Origin of the sequence: Aeromonas sp. FDAARGOS 1414 (genome assembly GCF_019047065.1) — a bacterium.
Classification (GTDB): domain Bacteria; phylum Pseudomonadota; class Gammaproteobacteria; order Enterobacterales; family Aeromonadaceae; genus Aeromonas; species Aeromonas veronii_A.
Genome location: NZ_CP077210.1, coordinates 663,259 through 680,326 on the forward strand (window position 1 = coordinate 663,259; position 17,068 = coordinate 680,326).

Consider the following 17,068-nt stretch of genomic DNA (forward strand, 5'->3'; position numbering starts at 1 on the left):
TTTGAACAGAGAGTGATGAGCCGATGGCCCACCAGGATCAGCGGTTGCTGGCGCGGGCAAAACGCCCTTCAGCCGTCACGCGATAATCGCCGGTGCTGGCGGGTACAAATGCAGATTGCCCTATGGTCAGTGTCAGACGCTCACCATCCTGGCCAATGAGGGTGATGGGCCCATCGATGGCGAACAGGATCTCGGCATTGCCGGTGGTGAGGGCATGTTCGCCTGCGCCATATACGCTGAAGGTGAAATCCGGTACCGGCACGTCGAAGTGCTGTACTGTGCCTTCCATGCGAGGGGTGAGCAGGATCTGGTCGTCCGGTTTGGCGACACAGCGGGTGCATGCCAGCAGCTCCGGCACATCCATGTATTTGGGGGTCAAACCGGCACGCAGCACGTTGTCGGAGTTGGCCATGATCTCGAGGCCAGTGCCGTGGATGTAGGCGTGGGGGGTCTGGGCATCGAGGAACATCGCCTGACCCGGCTCAAGTGTCACCACGTTGAGCAGCAACGGCGAGAAGAGCCCCACATCCCCCGGGTACTGGTTGGCCAGCTTGCTGATGGTGGCGAAAGTCTCTTCATCCTGATGGGCGGCGGCATAGGCCAGCAGGCGAGCCAGCGCCTCGTCCTTGCGATCACCGCTGAGGATCAGCAACTGGTGGAAGAAGTGCCGCAGGCCAGCTTCATCCTGTGACTGGCGAAGCGCCGCGGTCAGGTCGACCAGGGCGGGCAGCGCCATGCGATCGAACAGGGCCAGGATGGCCGGGATGGCGCGAAAGCCGTTCATCGCCTGATAGCGGGTGAGGGCAAAGACCAGCTCCGGCTTGTGGTTCGGATCCTTGTAGTTGCGGTTGCTCGCCTTGATATCGATGCCTGCGGCCTCTTCTCTGGCAAAACCGGCTTCGGCCTGTGCCTTGCTCGGATGTACCTGAATGGAGAGGGCTTGCTCGGCGCAGAGCACCTTGAACAGGAAGGGGAGTGAGCCGAAACGAGCCTGGGTAGCTTCGCCCAGCATGGCGACGGGGTTGGCGTCAATCAGGCTGGAAAGCTTCACGGTCTCGCCTGCCAGGGTCACTTCGGAGCAGCCATTGGGGTGAGCGCCCATCCACAGTTCAGCTTGTGGTTTGCCTTCGGGATTTTTGATGCCAAACAGCGTGGTCAGGGAGTCACGACTGCCCCAGACATAATCCTGGATCGGGTTGCACATTAGAAAAAACGGCGGGTAGCTCATGGATGGCTCCTTGTATCAGAACGATTTTTTGGGAATTTCAGTCTGGCGCGGACTATAGCATGGCAGGGGCAGCGCACCGCAATCGGTTGCTCTCTGCATCTTGATCAGGATCATTCATGAGTATCATCTTTACCCAGCTGTTGGACGGCTTTCTAAGTGAGGGGGGAGGCTTTGAGAAGGTGTTGTTTGCCTCTGACAAAGGGGTGCCTCCCTGCTTCAGTTATCAGGTCAATTTTCCGCGTCTCGAGCTGGTATTCAGTGGCCACTATCTCAACCAGATCTGGTCCCCGGAAGGGGATGTGCAGTCGGTACAGATGGGGCCGCGGGAGGCGATGTACATTCCCCCCAACGGCTGGAACAAGCCGGATTGGGACAATGACTGTTCCGTGCTCAGCCTGTTGTTCGGCAAGCGTCAGATAGGGTTCAGTCTGGTGAGCAAGCACAAGGGAGACACCGGCTTCTTCGATGTGCAGAAGCACAGTATTCAGGCCGGTGCCGGACGGGCGCTCGATCATATCCTGCTCTCCCTCAACACCCTTGCGCAGGAGCCGATAAGGGCACCGATGGACAATCACCTGCTGCAGGCGCTGCTAAGTTATTCACGGCAGTTGCTGGTGGAGTCGGAGAGCGGTCGTCCTCGTGGCTCCGATCTTTTTCACGGCATCTGCATCTACATTCAGGAAAATTTCCACCGCCCCATCAGTCGCGAATGCATCGCCGCCCGCTTCAATCTCTCCCCCAGCCATCTCTCACGCCTGTTCCGCCAGCAGGGGCACATGCGGCTAGCGGACTACATCAGCTGGGTGCGGCTGGAGCGGGCCAAGTTCATGCTGAAAAAGTATCGCTTCCGTCTCGAAGAGGTCGCCAATCGCTGCGGGTTTACCGACGTGAACTACTTCTGCCGGGTGTTCAAACAGAAGACCGGCTTGACCCCTTCCCAGTACCGTTCCCTGAGTCAGCCGCAGGCGGCGGCCAGCGAGCTGGAGGGATAACGGGGCGGGGTCGGCAAGGCGTGGTGACGGCGCACTGGCGGGTGGCTACCTCTTTGGTCTGACATGCTTTCTTGTCGTTTTATTATGAAAATGAATGGGCTAAGATGGCCGCGCGCAACAAACAAGTTGATAACAAACGGAAGTTAGGAGATGCCGATGGAAAGCAAAGTAGTAATCCCGACCCAGGGTCAGAAAATCACAGTCGATGCCAACGGCAAGCTGCAGGTTCCCAACCATCCGATCATTCCGTTTATTGAAGGGGATGGCATCGGTGTTGACGTAACCCCGGCCATGTTGAATGTGGTGAATGCTGCGGTCGAGAAAGCCTACAAGGGCGAGCGCAAGATCGCCTGGATGGAGATCTATACCGGCGAGAAATCGACTCATGTCTATGGCGAAGGTGCCTGGCTGCCGGCCGAAACCCTGGATTTCATTCGTGAATATTGCGTGGCCATCAAGGGCCCGCTGACTACTCCGGTCGGTGGCGGTATTCGCTCCCTCAACGTAGCCCTGCGTCAGGAGCTGGATCTCTACATCTGCCTGCGCCCGGTGCGTTACTACGACGGCACCCCGAGCCCGGTGAAACGTCCTGATCTGACCGACATGGTGATCTTCCGCGAAAACGCCGAAGACATCTACGCCGGCATCGAGTGGAAGGCCGACAGTGCCGAAGCGAACAAGGTGATCGCCTTCCTGCAAAACGAGATGGGCGTGAAGAAAATTCGCTTCCCCGACTCCTGCGGGATCGGCATCAAGCCCATGTCCAAAGCCGGTACCGAGCGTCTGGTGCGTGCCGCCATCGAGTATGCCATCGACAACGATCGCGACTCAGTGACTCTGGTGCACAAGGGCAACATCATGAAGTTCACCGAAGGTGCCTTCAAGGATTGGGGCTATGCTCTGGCCCAGAACGAGTACGGTGCCCAGCTGATCGACGGCGGCCCCTGGTGCTCCTTCAAGAACCCGAAAACCGGCAAGACCATCGTCATCAAGGATGTCATCGCCGATGCCTTCCTGCAGCAGATCCTGCTGCGTCCGGCCGAGTATGACGTCATCGCCTGTATGAACCTCAACGGCGACTACATCTCCGACGCGCTGGCCGCTCAGGTAGGCGGTATCGGCATCGCACCGGGTGCCAACATCGGTGACGGCGTGGCCCTGTTCGAAGCGACCCACGGTACTGCACCTAAGTATGCCGGTCAGGACAAGGTCAACCCGGGCTCGCTGATCCTCTCCGCCGAGATGATGCTGCGCCACATGGGTTGGGTCGAAGCGGCCGATCTCATCATCAAGGGCATGGAAGCGGCGATCCGCAACAAGACCGTCACCTATGACTTCGAGCGTCTGATGGAAGGGGCCACCCTGCGCTCCTGTTCCCAGTTTGCTCAGGACATGATCGACCAGATGTAATCTGCTGCTTGCCAGAGACGCAAAACCGGCGCCATGTGCGCCGGTTTTTTTATCGCGAAAGAGTGCAGGGGCTTATTGCGCCTGCTCTACGTGTTGCTGATAGCGTTGCTGCCATTTGCTGGTTTCTGCTTCATCACCCTGGGCCTTCCAGAAGGCGCAGATGGTGTTGGCAAGTTCCGAAGCCATCGCGTGATCTCCGTCACGTCGGCTCATCAGATAATCTCCCAGCCAGCTTTGATATTGTTTCATTACCCGATCTCCTTATCTCATGTGCCCTTGAAGGTGCCCACCTTGACGGGAGCCTGTCGGCTCATCTTGGGGGGAACATCATCAGGCATGATGGTGCAAAGTCACGACCCGGGCAGAGAGCCCGATGGGCAATCTGGCGGCGAACGTGACGCGAGATGTCAAAAAATGAGCGCCATTTTAGCACAAACTGACCAACTTGGGGAAATTGTCGCCATGGATTGCGACAGAACTGCCCATCCCCTTGTTCTCAAAACAGAAAACCCGCCGTGAGGGCACGCTTGGTTTGGATGAAACCCGGGGAAACAGGGTGGGGAACCCTGTTGTGTCCGGTTGCATCGACGAGCTCGACACTTGGTTCTGGATGAGCACTGTCATGGACTCAAGAAATGGTAGAGGGGGGCATGCAAAAGGGCGTTATGCGGGAACTGGCTATGCGCGAAGCAATAGGGGGCAGCCTTGCTGCCAACAGATGGCTGGCAGCAAGGTGACGGTCGGGATCAGGTGGTCTTTTCCAGATGGTTCTGGTAAATCTGCTGCCACTTGTCCAGTTCGGTTTCATCTCCCTGTTGTTGCCAGAACTCGCAGATGGAACTCGCCATCTCGCATGCCATGGCGTGGTCGCCGTCACGGCGACTCATCAGGTATTGCCCCAGCCAGTTTTGATACTGTTTCATTGGATGATCTCCTTATCTATTTAACCCTTGATACTGCTGCTGTGAGCCACCCGTCCGGCAGTGCTGTCACAGCCACTTTCGCTGCTTCGCTTATTGTCAATCAGGACAGATAGCGTATGAGAAAAGCGCGAAAGTGCTAAAAATTGGCCACCACCTTATCACAAAATGGTATGAAAGGCAGGTTTTGGGGCCAATTGAGTTTTCAGTGCAGGGGATTATCTCGACCTGGCGACCGGGATTGACGGAGTCCAGCAGTATAACGGGCAGGTGTTTGAACCTTTACTGGGTTACCCGACGGGCTTGCCAATAGCGGCTGTTCCAGTAGACATTGTCGAGTCTCGAACGGATTACACCCTTGCTCGTGGAGGCGTGGATAAACTCGCCGGCACCGGTATAGACCCCCACATGGTACTGCTGCCAGCCGGTTTTGAAGAAGACCAGATCCCCGTGTTGCAGCCGGTAGCGATCCACCGGTTTGCCGATACTGGCCTGGGATTCGGTGGTTCTTGGCAAGTTGACTCCCAGCACCTGATTGTAGGCGAGCTGGGTGAAGGCGGAGCAGTCGAGTCCGGCGCGGTTGGTGCCGCCCATCCGGTAGGGGACGCCACGCCACTGCTGGTAGAAACCGTCAAAGGCACTGCTCTGCTGGCGGGGCGGCGGTGGCTCTGGCGTGCTGGAGCAGGCGGCCAGCAGCAGGGTCAGCAGGGATAGCATCAGCTTGCGGTACATCGGAGAGCTCTCCACAACGGGGTCTACCAATAGAGACGTCTGTTAACCGCCACCCCGGACAGAATATGGTGACGGCCGCCAGTGGCGTGACAACTTTTCCATCATAAACAGGGATCTGGCTTGATACCTAGTCCCGAAAGGAGAAAATGCGGCAAGTGAGCGAAAAACGCCAGCCTGCGGCTGGCATTCGGGGTCAGTGGGCGGGATTGATCAGTGGGGTAAGCAATTCGGCCAGCTTATAGAAGGTTTGCACCCGGGTGGTACTGGGACGCCAAACCATGCCGATCTCGCGATAGGATTTTTCCCCCGGCAGGGGAATGGCGACCAGATCCGAATTGGCAAGAATGCCGGCGTCGATGGCCATCTGAGGCAGGAAGGTAGTGCCAAGTCCCGCCTCGACCATCTGCACCAGAGTGTGCAGGCTGGTGGCGGCAAAGGGATTGATCTTGCTCTTGTCCCGCAGACGGCAAGCGCTCACTGCGTGCTCGGTGAGGCAGTGCTCCCGCTCCAGCAGGAAGATGCTCTGGTTTGGCAGCTCCTTGTAGTCGAACGGGGTGTGCAGACCGGCCGCCATGCTGGCGGGCATCACCATGTGGAACGGATCCTGGCCGACGGTCTTGCAGTGAAAACCACCGATCTCGATGGGGAGAGCGAGGATCAGCAAGTCGAGCTGACCTTGTTCCAGCTGCTTGAGCAGATTGCTGGTGGTGTCTTCCCGCAGTAACAATTCGAGGTCAGGATAGGTTTTGCTGCATACTTTCAGCAGTTTGCTGAGCAGGAAGGGGGCGATGGTGGGAATACAGCCCAGACGCACGGTCCCCTGCATCACACCACCCTGGTGTTGACCTAGTTCCATCAGATCTCGCGCATCGGAGAGCAAATTGCGAGCGCGCTCGACGATTTCCATGCCGACCGGGGTCATAATGAAGCTCTTGTGGTCCCGCTCCACCAGTTGCAGGTTCATCATCTCTTCCAGCGTCTGGATCCCGGTACTCAAGGTCGACTGGCTGACATGACAGGCCTTGGCGGCGCGGTTGAAGTTCTTGTGCTCGTCGAGAGCGACCAGATATTGCAGCTGTTTGAGGCTGGGCCAACGTTGCATAGGAAAATCCGATTAATGCTATCTATTTAATTTGATTTAACTAATCTACCACCGGGTCTATAGTTTGTCGCTTGAATTAGACGGACTAGGCTCTTGGTAGCCCAATCCTGACTGGATTGTTCACTTCACTTAAAGAGGAATTGAATATGGTATTGGTAGGCCGTCCCGCACCCGATTTTACCGCCGCAGCCGTTCTGGGTAATGGCGAGATCGTTGATTCGTTCACCCTCTCATCCCACATCAAAGGCAAGGCAGCCGTCCTGTTCTTCTATCCGCTCGACTTCACCTTCGTCTGCCCGTCCGAGCTGATTGCCTTCGATCACCGTCTGGAAGAGTTCAACAAGCGTGGCGTGGAAGTGATCGGTGTTTCCATCGATTCCGAGTTCTCTCACAACGCCTGGCGCAACACCAAGATCGAAGACGGTGGCATCGGCCCAGTCAAGTACCCCTTGGTTGCCGACATCAAGCACGAGATCTGCAAAGCCTATGATGTCGAGCACCCGGAAGCCGGTGTGGCGTTCCGTGGCTCCTTCCTGATCGACAAAAACGGTGTTGTTCGTCACCAGGTAGTCAACGATCTGCCGCTTGGTCGCAACATCGACGAGATGCTGCGCATGGTGGATGCCCTGCAGTTCCACGAAGAGCATGGCGAAGTGTGCCCGGCTCAGTGGGAGAAAGGCAAGAAAGGCATGACCGCCTCCCCGGATGGCGTTGCCAAGTATCTGTCCGAGAACGCTGCTTCCCTGTAATCGGGTCTGCGTGCCGGATAGTGAAAAACCGATGCCCAGGCATCGGTTTTTTTATGGCCGTTGTTTGGCTGTCTGGTTCTGTCCCATTGCTCGGCAGGATTGTCGTTGCCGGCAGCGCGCCGATAAACGGCAGTCATAAAAAAGCGCGCCCTTTGGCGCGCTTTTGACATGGGGGGCGGGACTACTCGTCAAAGATACCGAAGTGTTCTTTGGCAAAGTTGACCCGCTGCGCCACGCTCATCTTGACCTGTCCCAGCTTCTCGATGGTCTTGAGGTTGGGCACCAGGCCACGACCGTTGGCGATTTGAATGGCCAGACCCGGGCGGGCGTTGAGCTCCAGCAGCATGGGGCCGCGGAACTTGTCCAGCACCATGTCGGTACCGATGTAGCCCAGACCAGACATCTCGTAACAGGAGGCGGCCAGGGTGAGCAGGGTATCCCAGTGGGGTACCTTGAGCTCATAGAGGTCGAGGCCGGTATCCGGGTGGTGTCGCAGCGGATTGCCAAACTGCACCGCCCGCAGCGCGCGGCCGGTACGCAGGCACAGACCCACCCCAACGGCGCCCTGGTGCAGGTTCGCCTTGCCATCGGAGGCCGAGGTGGAGAGGCGCATCATCGCCATCACCGGGAAGCCTTTGAAGATGATCACCCGGGCATCGGGCACCCCTTCGAACGAGTAGCCGTCGAATACGTCATCGAAGTTGATAAGGCCTTCGACCAGCGCTACGTCTGGCTTGCCACCAAGCGAATAGAGCCCCGCCAGAATGTTGGAGACATGGCGCTCCAGATCCTGGCCGTTGCAGGCGCTGCCGTTGGGTTTGTAGAAGAGACCATCTTCCTGACGGAGGATCACCAGGATCCCCTTGCCGCCAGAGCCACGGGCCGGCTTGATGCAGAAGCCCGGCCAATCTTTTACCAGCTCGGTGATGCGACCTACATCGTGCTGGGCACGGATGGTGCCGATCAGCTCAGGCACCGTCACGCCTGCATCCAGCGCAATTTGCTTGGTCTGCAGCTTGTCATCCACCAGCGGATAGAGGCTGCGCGGATTGTAGCGGCTGATGTAGGAGTGGTTGCGCTTGTTCATACCGAGGATGCCTGCCTGCGACAGGCTCCACGGAGTAGTGTACTTTTCCCAGAACCACATCTGTTACTTGTCCTTACCCGGGGTGGCGCCAGACTTGATCTCGTCCACCAGCGGCTTGAAGCGCTTCAGCTCGCTCAGCTTGTAGCCGGTGTAGTTACCCATCAACAACACGGTCGCCATCAGTACCAGCTGCAGGCCGAGGAAGTTGAAGGTGAGGTGACGGATCAGTTCGTTGTCCATGGCCAGATAGGCGATGATGGCCACCAGCAGGGAGCCACCGCCCTGACGGAACACCTCTTTCGGGCCCTCTTCTTCCCACAGGATGGACATCCGCTCGATGGTCCAGGAGAGGATGATCATCGGGAAGAAGGTGATCTTCATACCGTCGGTCAGCCCCAGCTTGAAGGCAAAGGCAGAGAAGATACCGATCATCGAGATCACCATGATGATGATGGCCGATATTCGGGCGACCAGCAGCAGGTTGAGCCGTGACAGATAGGAGCGGATCACCAGACCTGTGCCGACGATCAGCAGGAAGCCCACCAGACCGGTGATCAGCTGGGTCTGGATAAAGGCGACGGCGATCAGCACCGGCATAAAGGTACCGGAGGTCTTGATGCCGACAATCACGCGCAAGAACACCACCATCAGCACGCCGATCGGGATCAGCAGCAAGCCCTTGAACAGGGTCTGCTCTTCCAGCGGCAGGCTGTGGATAGAGAAGTTCATCATCTCTGATTTTTCAAACTTCTGGGCCAGCGCCACGCTGACCGGCTGCTCCTGCTCGATCATCGAGAAGCTGACACGGGAGTTGTGACCACCGGTCACATCCAGCAGGGCGCCGGAGTTGTACTCCCACAGCAGCAGGTTGGCCGGACGGCCCTGTTCACCGGTTTGCGGGTTGAACAGCTTGTAGTCGGTCGGGCTGTTGAATACCTGCAGGTAATCCACCAGCTCCTGACGACGGCGGCCATCTTCCAGATTCAGAGCATGCACCACGCGGGTGGGGACGTCAGCATTGTTGAGCAGCTCGGCGATCAGGTTGGCACGGCTCTTGTGCTTTTTCAGCAGCTCGGCGTTCTGCTCCTGCTTCTCGATCTCCTTGATGATCTCGCGAGTCAGGGTGTAGCCGTCGGCGGAGCGCTCCTGGGCACGTTCCAGGATCTGCTTCATGGCGGTGGCGTAGGGCTCGCTCTCGATCTGCTTCTCGATGGCAGGCGGCTGCGGATTGGCGGCCGGTTTGGCATGGGCATCTGCCATCATGTCGACGCGGTAGTAGAGCTCCTGACGGCCGGAGGCGGTGCGGATCGACCACTCGGCGCGGGCATCGCCATCTTTCTCGACAAAGGAGAGGCCGTAGCCGGGGCTGGCGGCGTTCTCGTTCATCAGGGTGAAACCGGGCTGGGTGCCCGGAATGGCCAGGGAGGCGATCACCGGCTCACCGGTCGCCTCAAACTCCAGCTTGGCTTCGATGGACCAGATCTGGCGCTTTTCACCGGGCGTCAGCGGCACATCCAACGCGATATGGTGATAGATCGTCATCCCCAGGCCGACAATGTACAGCAGGGCTACCAGCAAATAGAACGGCTTACGGGAAACCATGGATTATTTCACATCCTTGAGCTTGGGTTTGGGTTGGATATATTCGCGGGCCACATCAACCACGGCGATGTCTTTCAAAAATTCGCGACCCAGCAGCACCGGGAAGGTCATGTCGCTGCGGTCCTTCAGGGTAAATTCGGCTTTCTCGGTCATGTCGCCAATCCGTACCGCCAGACGGACCACCGGACGGCGGTCGAGATCGTCGGCAGAGGCCTGACGCACCCGCACATGGCGTACCAGCGGCGCTTCGATCTGGATCTTGTCATCCACATCCTGATGACTCAGGAAGAAGCGCACCCAGTTTTTGCCATTGCGTTCGAAAATGGTGATCTCCTGGGCACTGATGGAGGAGGTGGTCGCACCGGTATCGACCCGCGCCTGGAAGGCGTCGTTGGCGGCATCAACCCAGATCCACTCCGCTTCACCGACCATCAGCTTGCCATCGATGGTGTGGCCCTGATTGGGGGCCGGGCACTTCTCGGTGGGGATGGCCATCGGCTTGGGCGGCTCGGAGGGGAGGGTGGCGAGCTTGTGGTCTACTTGCTTGACGGACTCTTTCATATTGGTGACATCTGTGTTGAGCTGAACCAGCAGGTGCTGTTGCTGCACATACTGCTTCTGTTGCTGTTCCATGGATGTTTGCAGGCGCTGCTCGCTCTGGCTCAGCTCGCTACGAAGCTCGGCCAGCGTCAGAGCAGGGACCTGAGGCGCTTTTTCCATATTGACACACCCGCCGAGACTAAGCAGGGAGAGCAGGGTCATTCCTTTTAATTTGCTTTTCATGTCATTCATTTAACTGTGCTTCCTGGAATTGGGTCAGTGTAACTTCCTGAATCGCCATCGGCTAGTCTTTGGCCTTGCGGGCAATCAGTACGGCACGTTTCGGCGCCGGGTGTCCTTCTACCGTGAGTGCCGGATTGTCTGGATCCAGATAGTCACTCAGGGATTCATTAATCATCCAGTCGGTACGACGCTGTTCGTCGGTGCTGGTCATATTCTCGTCTACTATCCGCACGTCGGTGAAGCCGCAGCGCTCGACCCACAGCTTGAGGGCGCGGCTTGAGGGAATAAACCAGACGTTGCGCATCTTGCCGTAACGATCGGTGGGCATCAGCACGTCGTTGACCCCGCCGTCAATCACTAGCGTCTCCAGCACCAGCTCGCCATCATCTTTCAATTGATTGCGCAGCTGCTCGATGTGCTCGATGGGGGATTTGCGGTGATAGAGCACCCCCATGGAGAAGACGGTGTCAAAGGCACGCAGCTCCGGCAGCTCCTGAATACCGAGCGGCAACAGGTGGGCGCGCTGATCATTGCCCGCGAAGTGGCGAATGGCCTCGAACTGGCAGAGGAACAGCGGGCTAGGGTCGATGCCGACCGCCAGCTTGGCCCCTTCACCTACCATGCGCCAGAGGTGGTAGCCGCTGCCGCAGCCCACATCCAGCACATAACGGCCTTCGAGCGGGCTGATATGGGGCAGCACCCGATCCCACTTCCAGTCAGAGCGCCACTCGGTATCGATGTGGATGCCGTGCACCGTGAACGGCCCCTTGCGCCAGGGCATGAAGTGGCGCAGCAGGCTCTCGACCTTCTTGCGTTCACCTTCGCCAAGGCTCTCGGCCGAGCCAATCTCGACCCGGCTTTTCAGCTCGATGTTGTCGGGGGAGACCACCGGCAGCTTGTTGAGGGCGCGGTTCCAGCGCGGCAGGTCGCCATGCTGGTTGTCATGTTGCCAGGCGTGCAGCTGGGCGGGCAGGGTATGCAGCCAGTGGCTCAGCCGGTTTTTGGCAATCAGTTGATAGAAATTGGCAAAGTCGATCATGGCTGGGCGTCGCTGGATTTGATGGCAATCATGGAGCCGAAGTTGAAGCACTGAAACCAGAGATCCTGATGGACGAAACCGGCATCCCGCAGGCGTGCCTGATGCACCGGCAGGCTGTCGGTGCGCATCACGTTCTCAAGGGCAGTGCGTTTCTGGCTGATCTCCAGCTCGCTGTAGCCATTGGCCCGCTTGAAGTCGAGATGCAGATCGATGAGCAGCTCGTTGACCGGTTCATCTTCGAAGCGGAACTTTTCGCTCAGGATCAGGATCCCGCCCGGGCGCAGCCCATCGTGAATGCGCTGGATCAGGGCGGCCCGTTTCTCTGGTTCGACAAATTGCAGGGTGAAGTTGAGCACCACCACGGAGGCGTTCTCGATCTCGATGTCGCAGATATCTGCTTCCACCAGCTCCACCGGCACCTCGGATTTGAAACCGGAGAGGTGGGCGCGGGCGCGCTCGATCATCGGATGGGAGAGATCCACCGCGGTGATGCGGCAGCCGGGCTGGCTGACATGGCGACGCATCGCCTGGGTCGCGGCGCCCAGTGAGCAGCCGAGATCATAGAGTCGGCTCTCGGGTTGGGCGTAGCGGGCGGCCATCATGCCGATGGCAGAGATGATGTTACTGTAACCCGGCACCGAGCGCTGGATCATATCGGGAAAAACGTCGACGACCTGTTCGTCAAAACAGAAGTCTCCCAATCGGGCGATCGGGGCGGCAAAAATTTGATCTTTGGTATGCATGCTGGCGCAACCTGACAGTCGGGACATCACCCGGCTGTATTGTTCAATTGAGTCGTTGGGTGACACCCATCAGAGTAGATTTATCACCTGTTTACGAACGGGGTGGCTGGTCGTGAAATCCTTTGGACCGTTCCTGTTCGTACGGGCCATGTTCCGGACCCTTACTTGGGGCGGTAGTGTAGAGGATTGATGGCCGTTTGTCTTGACGCCAGGGCTTGCCACGCCACAAAAAAGCACTTTTTTTGCAGCGAAACGATGGCCGCAGAATGGGTTGGCTAAAAGCGCAGCACTCCCTGCCGTGCGCGATCGTTTTCCCCTGGCCAGGGGGCCATCTCCTGCTCCAGCAAGCGGGTGATCTGGCGGGCCAGCTCAGGTGCCTGGGCGTTGTCGGCAGTATGTATATAGAGGTAGAGATCCTTGCCCTCGGAAAGCCACTGGCGCCAGTGGGGGAGCCAGCTGGGCAGGAAGGGGTGATTGGCCGCCGGATCCGGCAGGCCGATAAAGCGCACCATGGGGGCGTTGGCGGTGGCCAGCAGATGCACCGGCAGGCGTGGTTTCTTGCCCTGGGCATCGACAAGGGCTGGCGTGGTTGCTTGCACCGAGAAGAGTGGCCGGCTGTCGAGCATCACCCGGTTCACTCCCTGTTCCATCAGCAGCCGGTTCAATGCCCGCTCGGCCTCCCCCTTGGCGAAGAAGTCGGGGTGGCGCACTTCGAGGGCGTAGCGAAACGCCCGCGGCAGCCGATCGATGAAGGCCGCCAGTCTGGCCAGCCCCTCTGGTCCAAAACGGGCGGGCAACTGCAGGGTGAGCAGCCCCAGCTTGTCATGCAGCGGGGCGAGCAGGCGAATAAAGTCGGCGACTTGCTTGTCTGCGCTCACCAGATCGCTCTGGTGGCTAATGGTTTGCGGAAATTTGAAGTTGAAACGAAAGTGATCGGGCACCGCATCGGCCCATCGCTGTACCGTGTCCGGTGTCGGCAGGGCGTAGAAGGTGGTGTTACCCTCCACCGAGTTGAACACGGTGGCGTAGTGGGCGAGGTGTTCGGCAGGCTTGGCGCCAAGGCCCAGCAACTGGCCGGGCCAGCTGGGGTGGGACCACTGCGGCAGGCCCAAATAGAGGCTCATGATGGCTATTCTCTTCGCTCTTGGTGCATTCGTGCCGATTTTTTGCCCGCTTTTTGCCATCGAGTGCAAAAAACTGGCGAAAGGAGGCTGCTGGCCATTTTACCCAAAAGGGGGTTTTCCTCTATAATGCCAGCCCTTTTGTTTTTCAATTTCTTGTGACCCATGCCTATCTACGAATATCGTTGCGACGTCTGTGGCCATGAATTGGCAAAACTGCAAAAGCTTTCCGATGCCCCCCTGACCGACTGTCCGGCCTGTAGCAAGCCGAATCTGGTCAAGCTGATATCGGCGGCAGGCTTCCGGCTCAAGGGAACCGGATGGTACGAGACTGATTTCAAACCGGGTAAGAAAAAGAATCTGGCCAGCTGTGAGACAGACGGTGCTTGCCAGTCGTGCCCGGCGGCCCAAGGTTAACCGTCTCTCTACAATTTCGAAGGAAGAAGTCCATGCGCTCTATCTATTGCGGACAGGTCAATGAGGCCCATGCAGGGCAGACCATTACATTGTGCGGTTGGGTTCATCGTCGTCGTGATCTCGGCGGTCTGATCTTTATCGATATGCGCGACCGGGAAGGGATCGTTCAGGTGTTCTTCGATCCGGACAAGCCGGACGCGTTCGCCCTGGCCTCCGAGCTGCGCGGTGAGTTCTGCATCCAGGTGACCGGCGTGGTGCGCACCCGTCCCGAGTCCCAGCGCAACAGCGACATGGCCACTGGCGCCATCGAAGTGTTCGCCCACGAGCTCAACATCATCAACCGTGCCGAGCCGCTGCCGCTGGACTTCAATCAGGTCAACAGCGAAGAAATCAGCCTCAAGTATCGCTACCTGGATCTGCGTCGTCCCGAGATGGCCAAGTACCTGAAGACCCGTGCCAAGGCCAGCGCCTTCGTACGCCGCTTCATGGACGAGCACGGCTTCCTCGATATCGAGACCCCGATGCTGACCAAGGCCACCCCGGAAGGTGCCCGTGACTATCTGGTGCCGAGCCGCGTGCACAAGGGCAAGTTCTACGCTCTGCCGCAATCACCCCAGCTGTTCAAGCAGTTGCTGATGATGTCCGGCTTCGATCGCTACTACCAGATCGTCAAGTGCTTCCGTGACGAAGACCTGCGTGCCGACCGCCAGCCGGAATTCACCCAGATCGACGTGGAGACCTCCTTCATGACCGCGCCGCAGGTGCGTGAAGTGATGGAAGAGATGATCCGCAAACTGTGGCTGCACATCCTGAACGTGGATCTGGGCGACTTCCCGATCATGACCTTCGACGAAGCCATGCGTCGCTACGGCTCCGACAAGCCGGACCTGCGTCTGCCAATGGAGCTGGTTGATGTGGCTGATCTGCTGACTGCTGTCGAGTTCGCCGTGTTCGCGGGCCCCGCCAACGATCCGAAAGGCCGTGTGGCTGCCCTGAAAGTACCGGGCGGTGCCGAGCTCTCTCGCAAGCAGATCGACGAATACACCAAGTTTGTCGGCATCTACGGTGCCAAGGGCCTGGCCTGGATGAAGGTCAACGAAGCGGCCAATGGTATCGAAGGCGTGCAGTCTCCGGTTGCCAAGTTCCTCTCTGACGCCATCGTGCGCGAGATCCTGGCCCGTACCGGCGCTGCCGACGGCGACATCATCTTCTTTGGCGCTGACAGCAAGAAAGTGGTCTGCGATGCCATGGGCGCCCTGCGTCTGAAAGTGGGTCGCGATCTGGGCCTGCTGGAGAACAGCTGGAAACCGCTGTGGGTCATCGACTTCCCGATGTTCGAGGAAGATGGTGAAGGTGGTCTGGCCGCCATGCACCACCCGTTCACCGCGCCGAGCAACATGAGCCCGGCCGAGCTGAAAGCCAACCCTGTGGGTGCTTACGCCAACGCCTATGACATGGTGATCAACGGCTACGAAGTGGGTGGCGGCTCTGTCCGTATCCACAACAGCGAGATGCAATCCACCGTGTTCGATATCCTGGGTATCACCCCGGCCGAGCAGCGCCTGAAATTCGGCTTCCTGCTGGATGCGCTGAAGTACGGTACCCCGCCGCACGCCGGTCTGGCCTTCGGTCTGGACCGTCTCAGCATGCTGCTGACCGGCACCGAAAACATTCGGGACGTCATCGCCTTCCCGAAAACGACCGCGGCTGCCTGTCTGATGACAGACGCCCCCAGCCTTGCCAATGCCGCCCAACTGGGTGAGCTGGCGATTGCAACCACCGTCAAGGGCGACGAGTAAGCCGATACCGGCACCGGAGGCCGCCGCCGTGCGGCCTCTGTGTTTCCCTTGGGTTAGTCATGATCAGTGTTACTGACATTTAAAAAATAACGGAGAGTCTCTATGGCAGGTCACAGTAAATGGGCCAACATCAAACACCGCAAGGCCGCTCAGGACGCCAAGCGTGGCAAGATCTTCACCAAACTGATCCGCGAAATCACTACCTCCGCGCGTCTGGGTGATGCCGATCCGGCCAACAACCCGCGTCTGCGTGCTGCGGTGACTGCCGCCCTGACCAACAACATGACCCGCGACACCATCAACCGTGCCATTCAGCGTGGCGCCGGTGGTGGCGATGGCGAACAGCTCGAGACCATCGTGTACGAAGGTTACGGCCCGGCTGGCTCTGCCGTGATGGTAGAGTGCCTGACCGACAACCGTAACCGTACCGTAGCCGAAGTGCGTCACGCCTTCAGCAAGTGCGGTGGCAACCTGGGCACCGACGGCTCCGTTGCCTATCTGTTCAGCAAGAAAGGTCTGCTGACTTTCGTGGGCGTAGACGAAGATGCCCTGATGGATGCTGCGCTGGAAGCGGGCGCCGATGACGTGGTCACCGAAGAGGATGGCACCATCGAGGTGTACACCACCCCGAACGACTTCGGTACCGTGCTGGATGGTCTTGAAGCTGCCGGCTTCAAGGCCCAGAGCGCCGAAGTGACCATGATCCCCTCCACCGAAGCGGAGCTGGATGCAGAAACTGCACCCAAGCTGATGCGTCTGATCGACATGTTGGAAGATCTGGACGACGTGCAAGAGGTTTACCACAACGGCTCCATCTCCGATGAAGTCGCTGCGACCCTCTGATCGCTGAATCGTGCTCTCCCGATGGCAGCCTGATGGCTGCCATTTTTTTATCTTTGCATCGTGGCAACTGCTGATGTGTCGGTTGCGCAACCGGCGCAACAACTCTCTTCACTGACAATCTTTCCCGCTTTCTCTGCGAATTATCATTGCTCTGTCTCTGCCAGTCGGTTGGCCCTGCACGTATGCCAGTCGCAGTTCTGCTGCATTGCGCTAGCGAGGCTCCGCTTATCCTGTTTATCACACCTTTAGCTCTTGAGATGGCGTTGACTGCTCACATCTGCCCGTCAGGGTAATTCGTTGGGGGTAGGGGATAGGAGGTGATGGAGCGTGCTCTTGTTATCACAGGTGCCCATCAATACAGAGTGACAGGTTGGGATGTCGATAACGGATTGGCTGGGGCGAGTTGGTTGGTTGGTTGGTTGGTTGGTTGGTTGGTTGGTTGGTTGGTTGGTTGGTTGGTTGGGAAGTGAGGGGCTGCACTACCGCAATCTGCTGGAGAGA

At 58.4% G+C, this 17,068-nt stretch carries 17 protein-coding genes and 2 pseudogenes; 6 read left to right on the top strand and 13 right to left on the bottom strand.

What is annotated here, in order from left to right:
• Nucleotides 1-37 precede the first annotated feature (37 nt).
• A complete protein-coding gene (gene manA, locus I6L44_RS02980; protein WP_216953257.1) occupies nucleotides 38-1,228 on the bottom strand; it encodes a mannose-6-phosphate isomerase, class I in 1,191 nt (396 codons plus the stop codon).
• A gap of 116 nt (nucleotides 1,229-1,344) precedes the next feature.
• Here manA and I6L44_RS02985 point away from each other — a divergent pair, with 116 nt between their 5' ends.
• Nucleotides 1,345-2,220 (top strand): AraC family transcriptional regulator, encoded by an 876-nt coding sequence (locus tag I6L44_RS02985; RefSeq protein WP_005347181.1) that lies wholly within the window; start codon nucleotides 1,345-1,347, stop codon nucleotides 2,218-2,220.
• Nucleotides 2,221-2,376: 156 nt separating this feature from the next.
• Nucleotides 2,377-3,630: an NADP-dependent isocitrate dehydrogenase gene (gene icd, locus I6L44_RS02990; protein WP_216953258.1), complete on the top strand. Its 1,254-nt coding sequence runs from the start codon at nucleotides 2,377-2,379 to the stop codon at nucleotides 3,628-3,630.
• A 72-nt stretch (nucleotides 3,631-3,702) separates the two neighbouring features.
• Here the strand turns inward: icd and I6L44_RS02995 are convergent, their stop codons facing one another.
• From I6L44_RS02995 to I6L44_RS03010, 4 genes are all read right to left on the bottom strand, one after another.
• Entirely contained in the window at nucleotides 3,703-3,879 is a 177-nt protein-coding gene (locus tag I6L44_RS02995) for a hypothetical protein (protein WP_005337712.1), read from the bottom strand.
• 497 nt (nucleotides 3,880-4,376) lie between these two features.
• Nucleotides 4,377-4,553, bottom strand: a complete 177-nt coding sequence (locus I6L44_RS03000; protein WP_005347176.1) for a hypothetical protein — start codon at nucleotides 4,551-4,553, stop codon at nucleotides 4,377-4,379.
• Nucleotides 4,554-4,832: 279 nt separating this feature from the next.
• Entirely contained in the window at nucleotides 4,833-5,282 is a 450-nt protein-coding gene (locus I6L44_RS03005; protein WP_216953259.1) for a C40 family peptidase, read from the bottom strand.
• Between the two features lie 193 nt (nucleotides 5,283-5,475).
• Nucleotides 5,476-6,384 (bottom strand): hydrogen peroxide-inducible genes activator, encoded by a 909-nt coding sequence (locus tag I6L44_RS03010; protein WP_216953260.1) that lies wholly within the window; start codon nucleotides 6,382-6,384, stop codon nucleotides 5,476-5,478.
• A gap of 146 nt (nucleotides 6,385-6,530) precedes the next feature.
• Here I6L44_RS03010 and I6L44_RS03015 point away from each other — a divergent pair, with 146 nt between their 5' ends.
• Nucleotides 6,531-7,133 carry a peroxiredoxin C gene (locus I6L44_RS03015; protein ID WP_216953261.1) on the top strand — a complete coding sequence of 201 codons (603 nt, stop codon included), beginning with the start codon at nucleotides 6,531-6,533 and terminating at the stop codon, nucleotides 7,131-7,133.
• A gap of 181 nt (nucleotides 7,134-7,314) precedes the next feature.
• Here the strand turns inward: I6L44_RS03015 and I6L44_RS03020 are convergent, their stop codons facing one another.
• The 6 genes from I6L44_RS03020 to I6L44_RS03045 all read right to left on the bottom strand — a co-directional run bounded on the left by I6L44_RS03020 (nucleotide 7,315) and on the right by I6L44_RS03045 (nucleotide 13,511).
• Nucleotides 7,315-8,280 (bottom strand): alpha-L-glutamate ligase-like protein, encoded by a 966-nt coding sequence (locus I6L44_RS03020; protein WP_216953262.1) that lies wholly within the window; start codon nucleotides 8,278-8,280, stop codon nucleotides 7,315-7,317.
• Nucleotides 8,281-8,283: 3 nt separating this feature from the next.
• Nucleotides 8,284-9,822 (bottom strand): inactive transglutaminase family protein, encoded by a 1,539-nt coding sequence (locus I6L44_RS03025; RefSeq protein ID WP_216953263.1) that lies wholly within the window; start codon nucleotides 9,820-9,822, stop codon nucleotides 8,284-8,286.
• Nucleotides 9,823-9,825: 3 nt separating this feature from the next.
• On the bottom strand, nucleotides 9,826-10,614 hold the full coding sequence (locus I6L44_RS03030; RefSeq protein ID WP_040067873.1) for an ATP-dependent zinc protease: 789 nt from the start codon (nucleotides 10,612-10,614) through the stop codon (nucleotides 9,826-9,828).
• A gap of 52 nt (nucleotides 10,615-10,666) precedes the next feature.
• Nucleotides 10,667-11,644, bottom strand: coding sequence for a tRNA 5-methoxyuridine(34)/uridine 5-oxyacetic acid(34) synthase CmoB (cmoB, locus tag I6L44_RS03035; protein WP_164979926.1), 978 nt, complete (start codon nucleotides 11,642-11,644; stop codon nucleotides 10,667-10,669).
• Nucleotides 11,641-12,387 (bottom strand): carboxy-S-adenosyl-L-methionine synthase CmoA, encoded by a 747-nt coding sequence (gene cmoA / locus I6L44_RS03040; RefSeq protein WP_005353159.1) that lies wholly within the window; start codon nucleotides 12,385-12,387, stop codon nucleotides 11,641-11,643. The genes cmoB and cmoA overlap by 4 nt, the downstream gene beginning before the upstream one ends.
• A gap of 275 nt (nucleotides 12,388-12,662) precedes the next feature.
• On the bottom strand, nucleotides 12,663-13,511 hold the full coding sequence (locus I6L44_RS03045) for a DUF72 domain-containing protein (RefSeq protein WP_216953264.1): 849 nt from the start codon (nucleotides 13,509-13,511) through the stop codon (nucleotides 12,663-12,665).
• A gap of 162 nt (nucleotides 13,512-13,673) precedes the next feature.
• Here I6L44_RS03045 and I6L44_RS03050 point away from each other — a divergent pair, with 162 nt between their 5' ends.
• From I6L44_RS03050 to I6L44_RS03060, 3 genes are all read left to right on the top strand, one after another.
• Complete coding sequence (locus I6L44_RS03050; protein WP_005337686.1) at nucleotides 13,674-13,925, top strand: FmdB family zinc ribbon protein; 252 nt, start codon at nucleotides 13,674-13,676, stop codon at nucleotides 13,923-13,925.
• A gap of 32 nt (nucleotides 13,926-13,957) precedes the next feature.
• Nucleotides 13,958-15,724, top strand: coding sequence for an aspartate--tRNA ligase (gene aspS, locus I6L44_RS03055; RefSeq protein ID WP_005337684.1), 1,767 nt, complete (start codon nucleotides 13,958-13,960; stop codon nucleotides 15,722-15,724).
• Nucleotides 15,725-15,826: 102 nt separating this feature from the next.
• The gene (locus tag I6L44_RS03060) at nucleotides 15,827-16,567 is read left to right on the top strand and encodes a YebC/PmpR family DNA-binding transcriptional regulator (protein ID WP_005337681.1); all 741 of its coding nucleotides are present in this window, start codon (nucleotides 15,827-15,829) and stop codon (nucleotides 16,565-16,567) included.
• Between the two features lie 352 nt (nucleotides 16,568-16,919).
• Here the strand turns inward: I6L44_RS03060 and I6L44_RS20610 are convergent.
• Together I6L44_RS20610 and I6L44_RS20615 are read right to left on the bottom strand one after the other, a co-directional pair.
• Nucleotides 16,920-17,003 (bottom strand): annotated as a pseudogene (locus I6L44_RS20610) (hypothetical protein); the annotation flags it as partial.
• Nucleotides 16,997-17,047: pseudogene (locus I6L44_RS20615) on the bottom strand (hypothetical protein); the annotation flags it as partial. The pseudogenes I6L44_RS20610 and I6L44_RS20615, both read right to left, overlap by 7 nt.
• Between the last annotated feature and the right edge of the window lie 21 nt (nucleotides 17,048-17,068).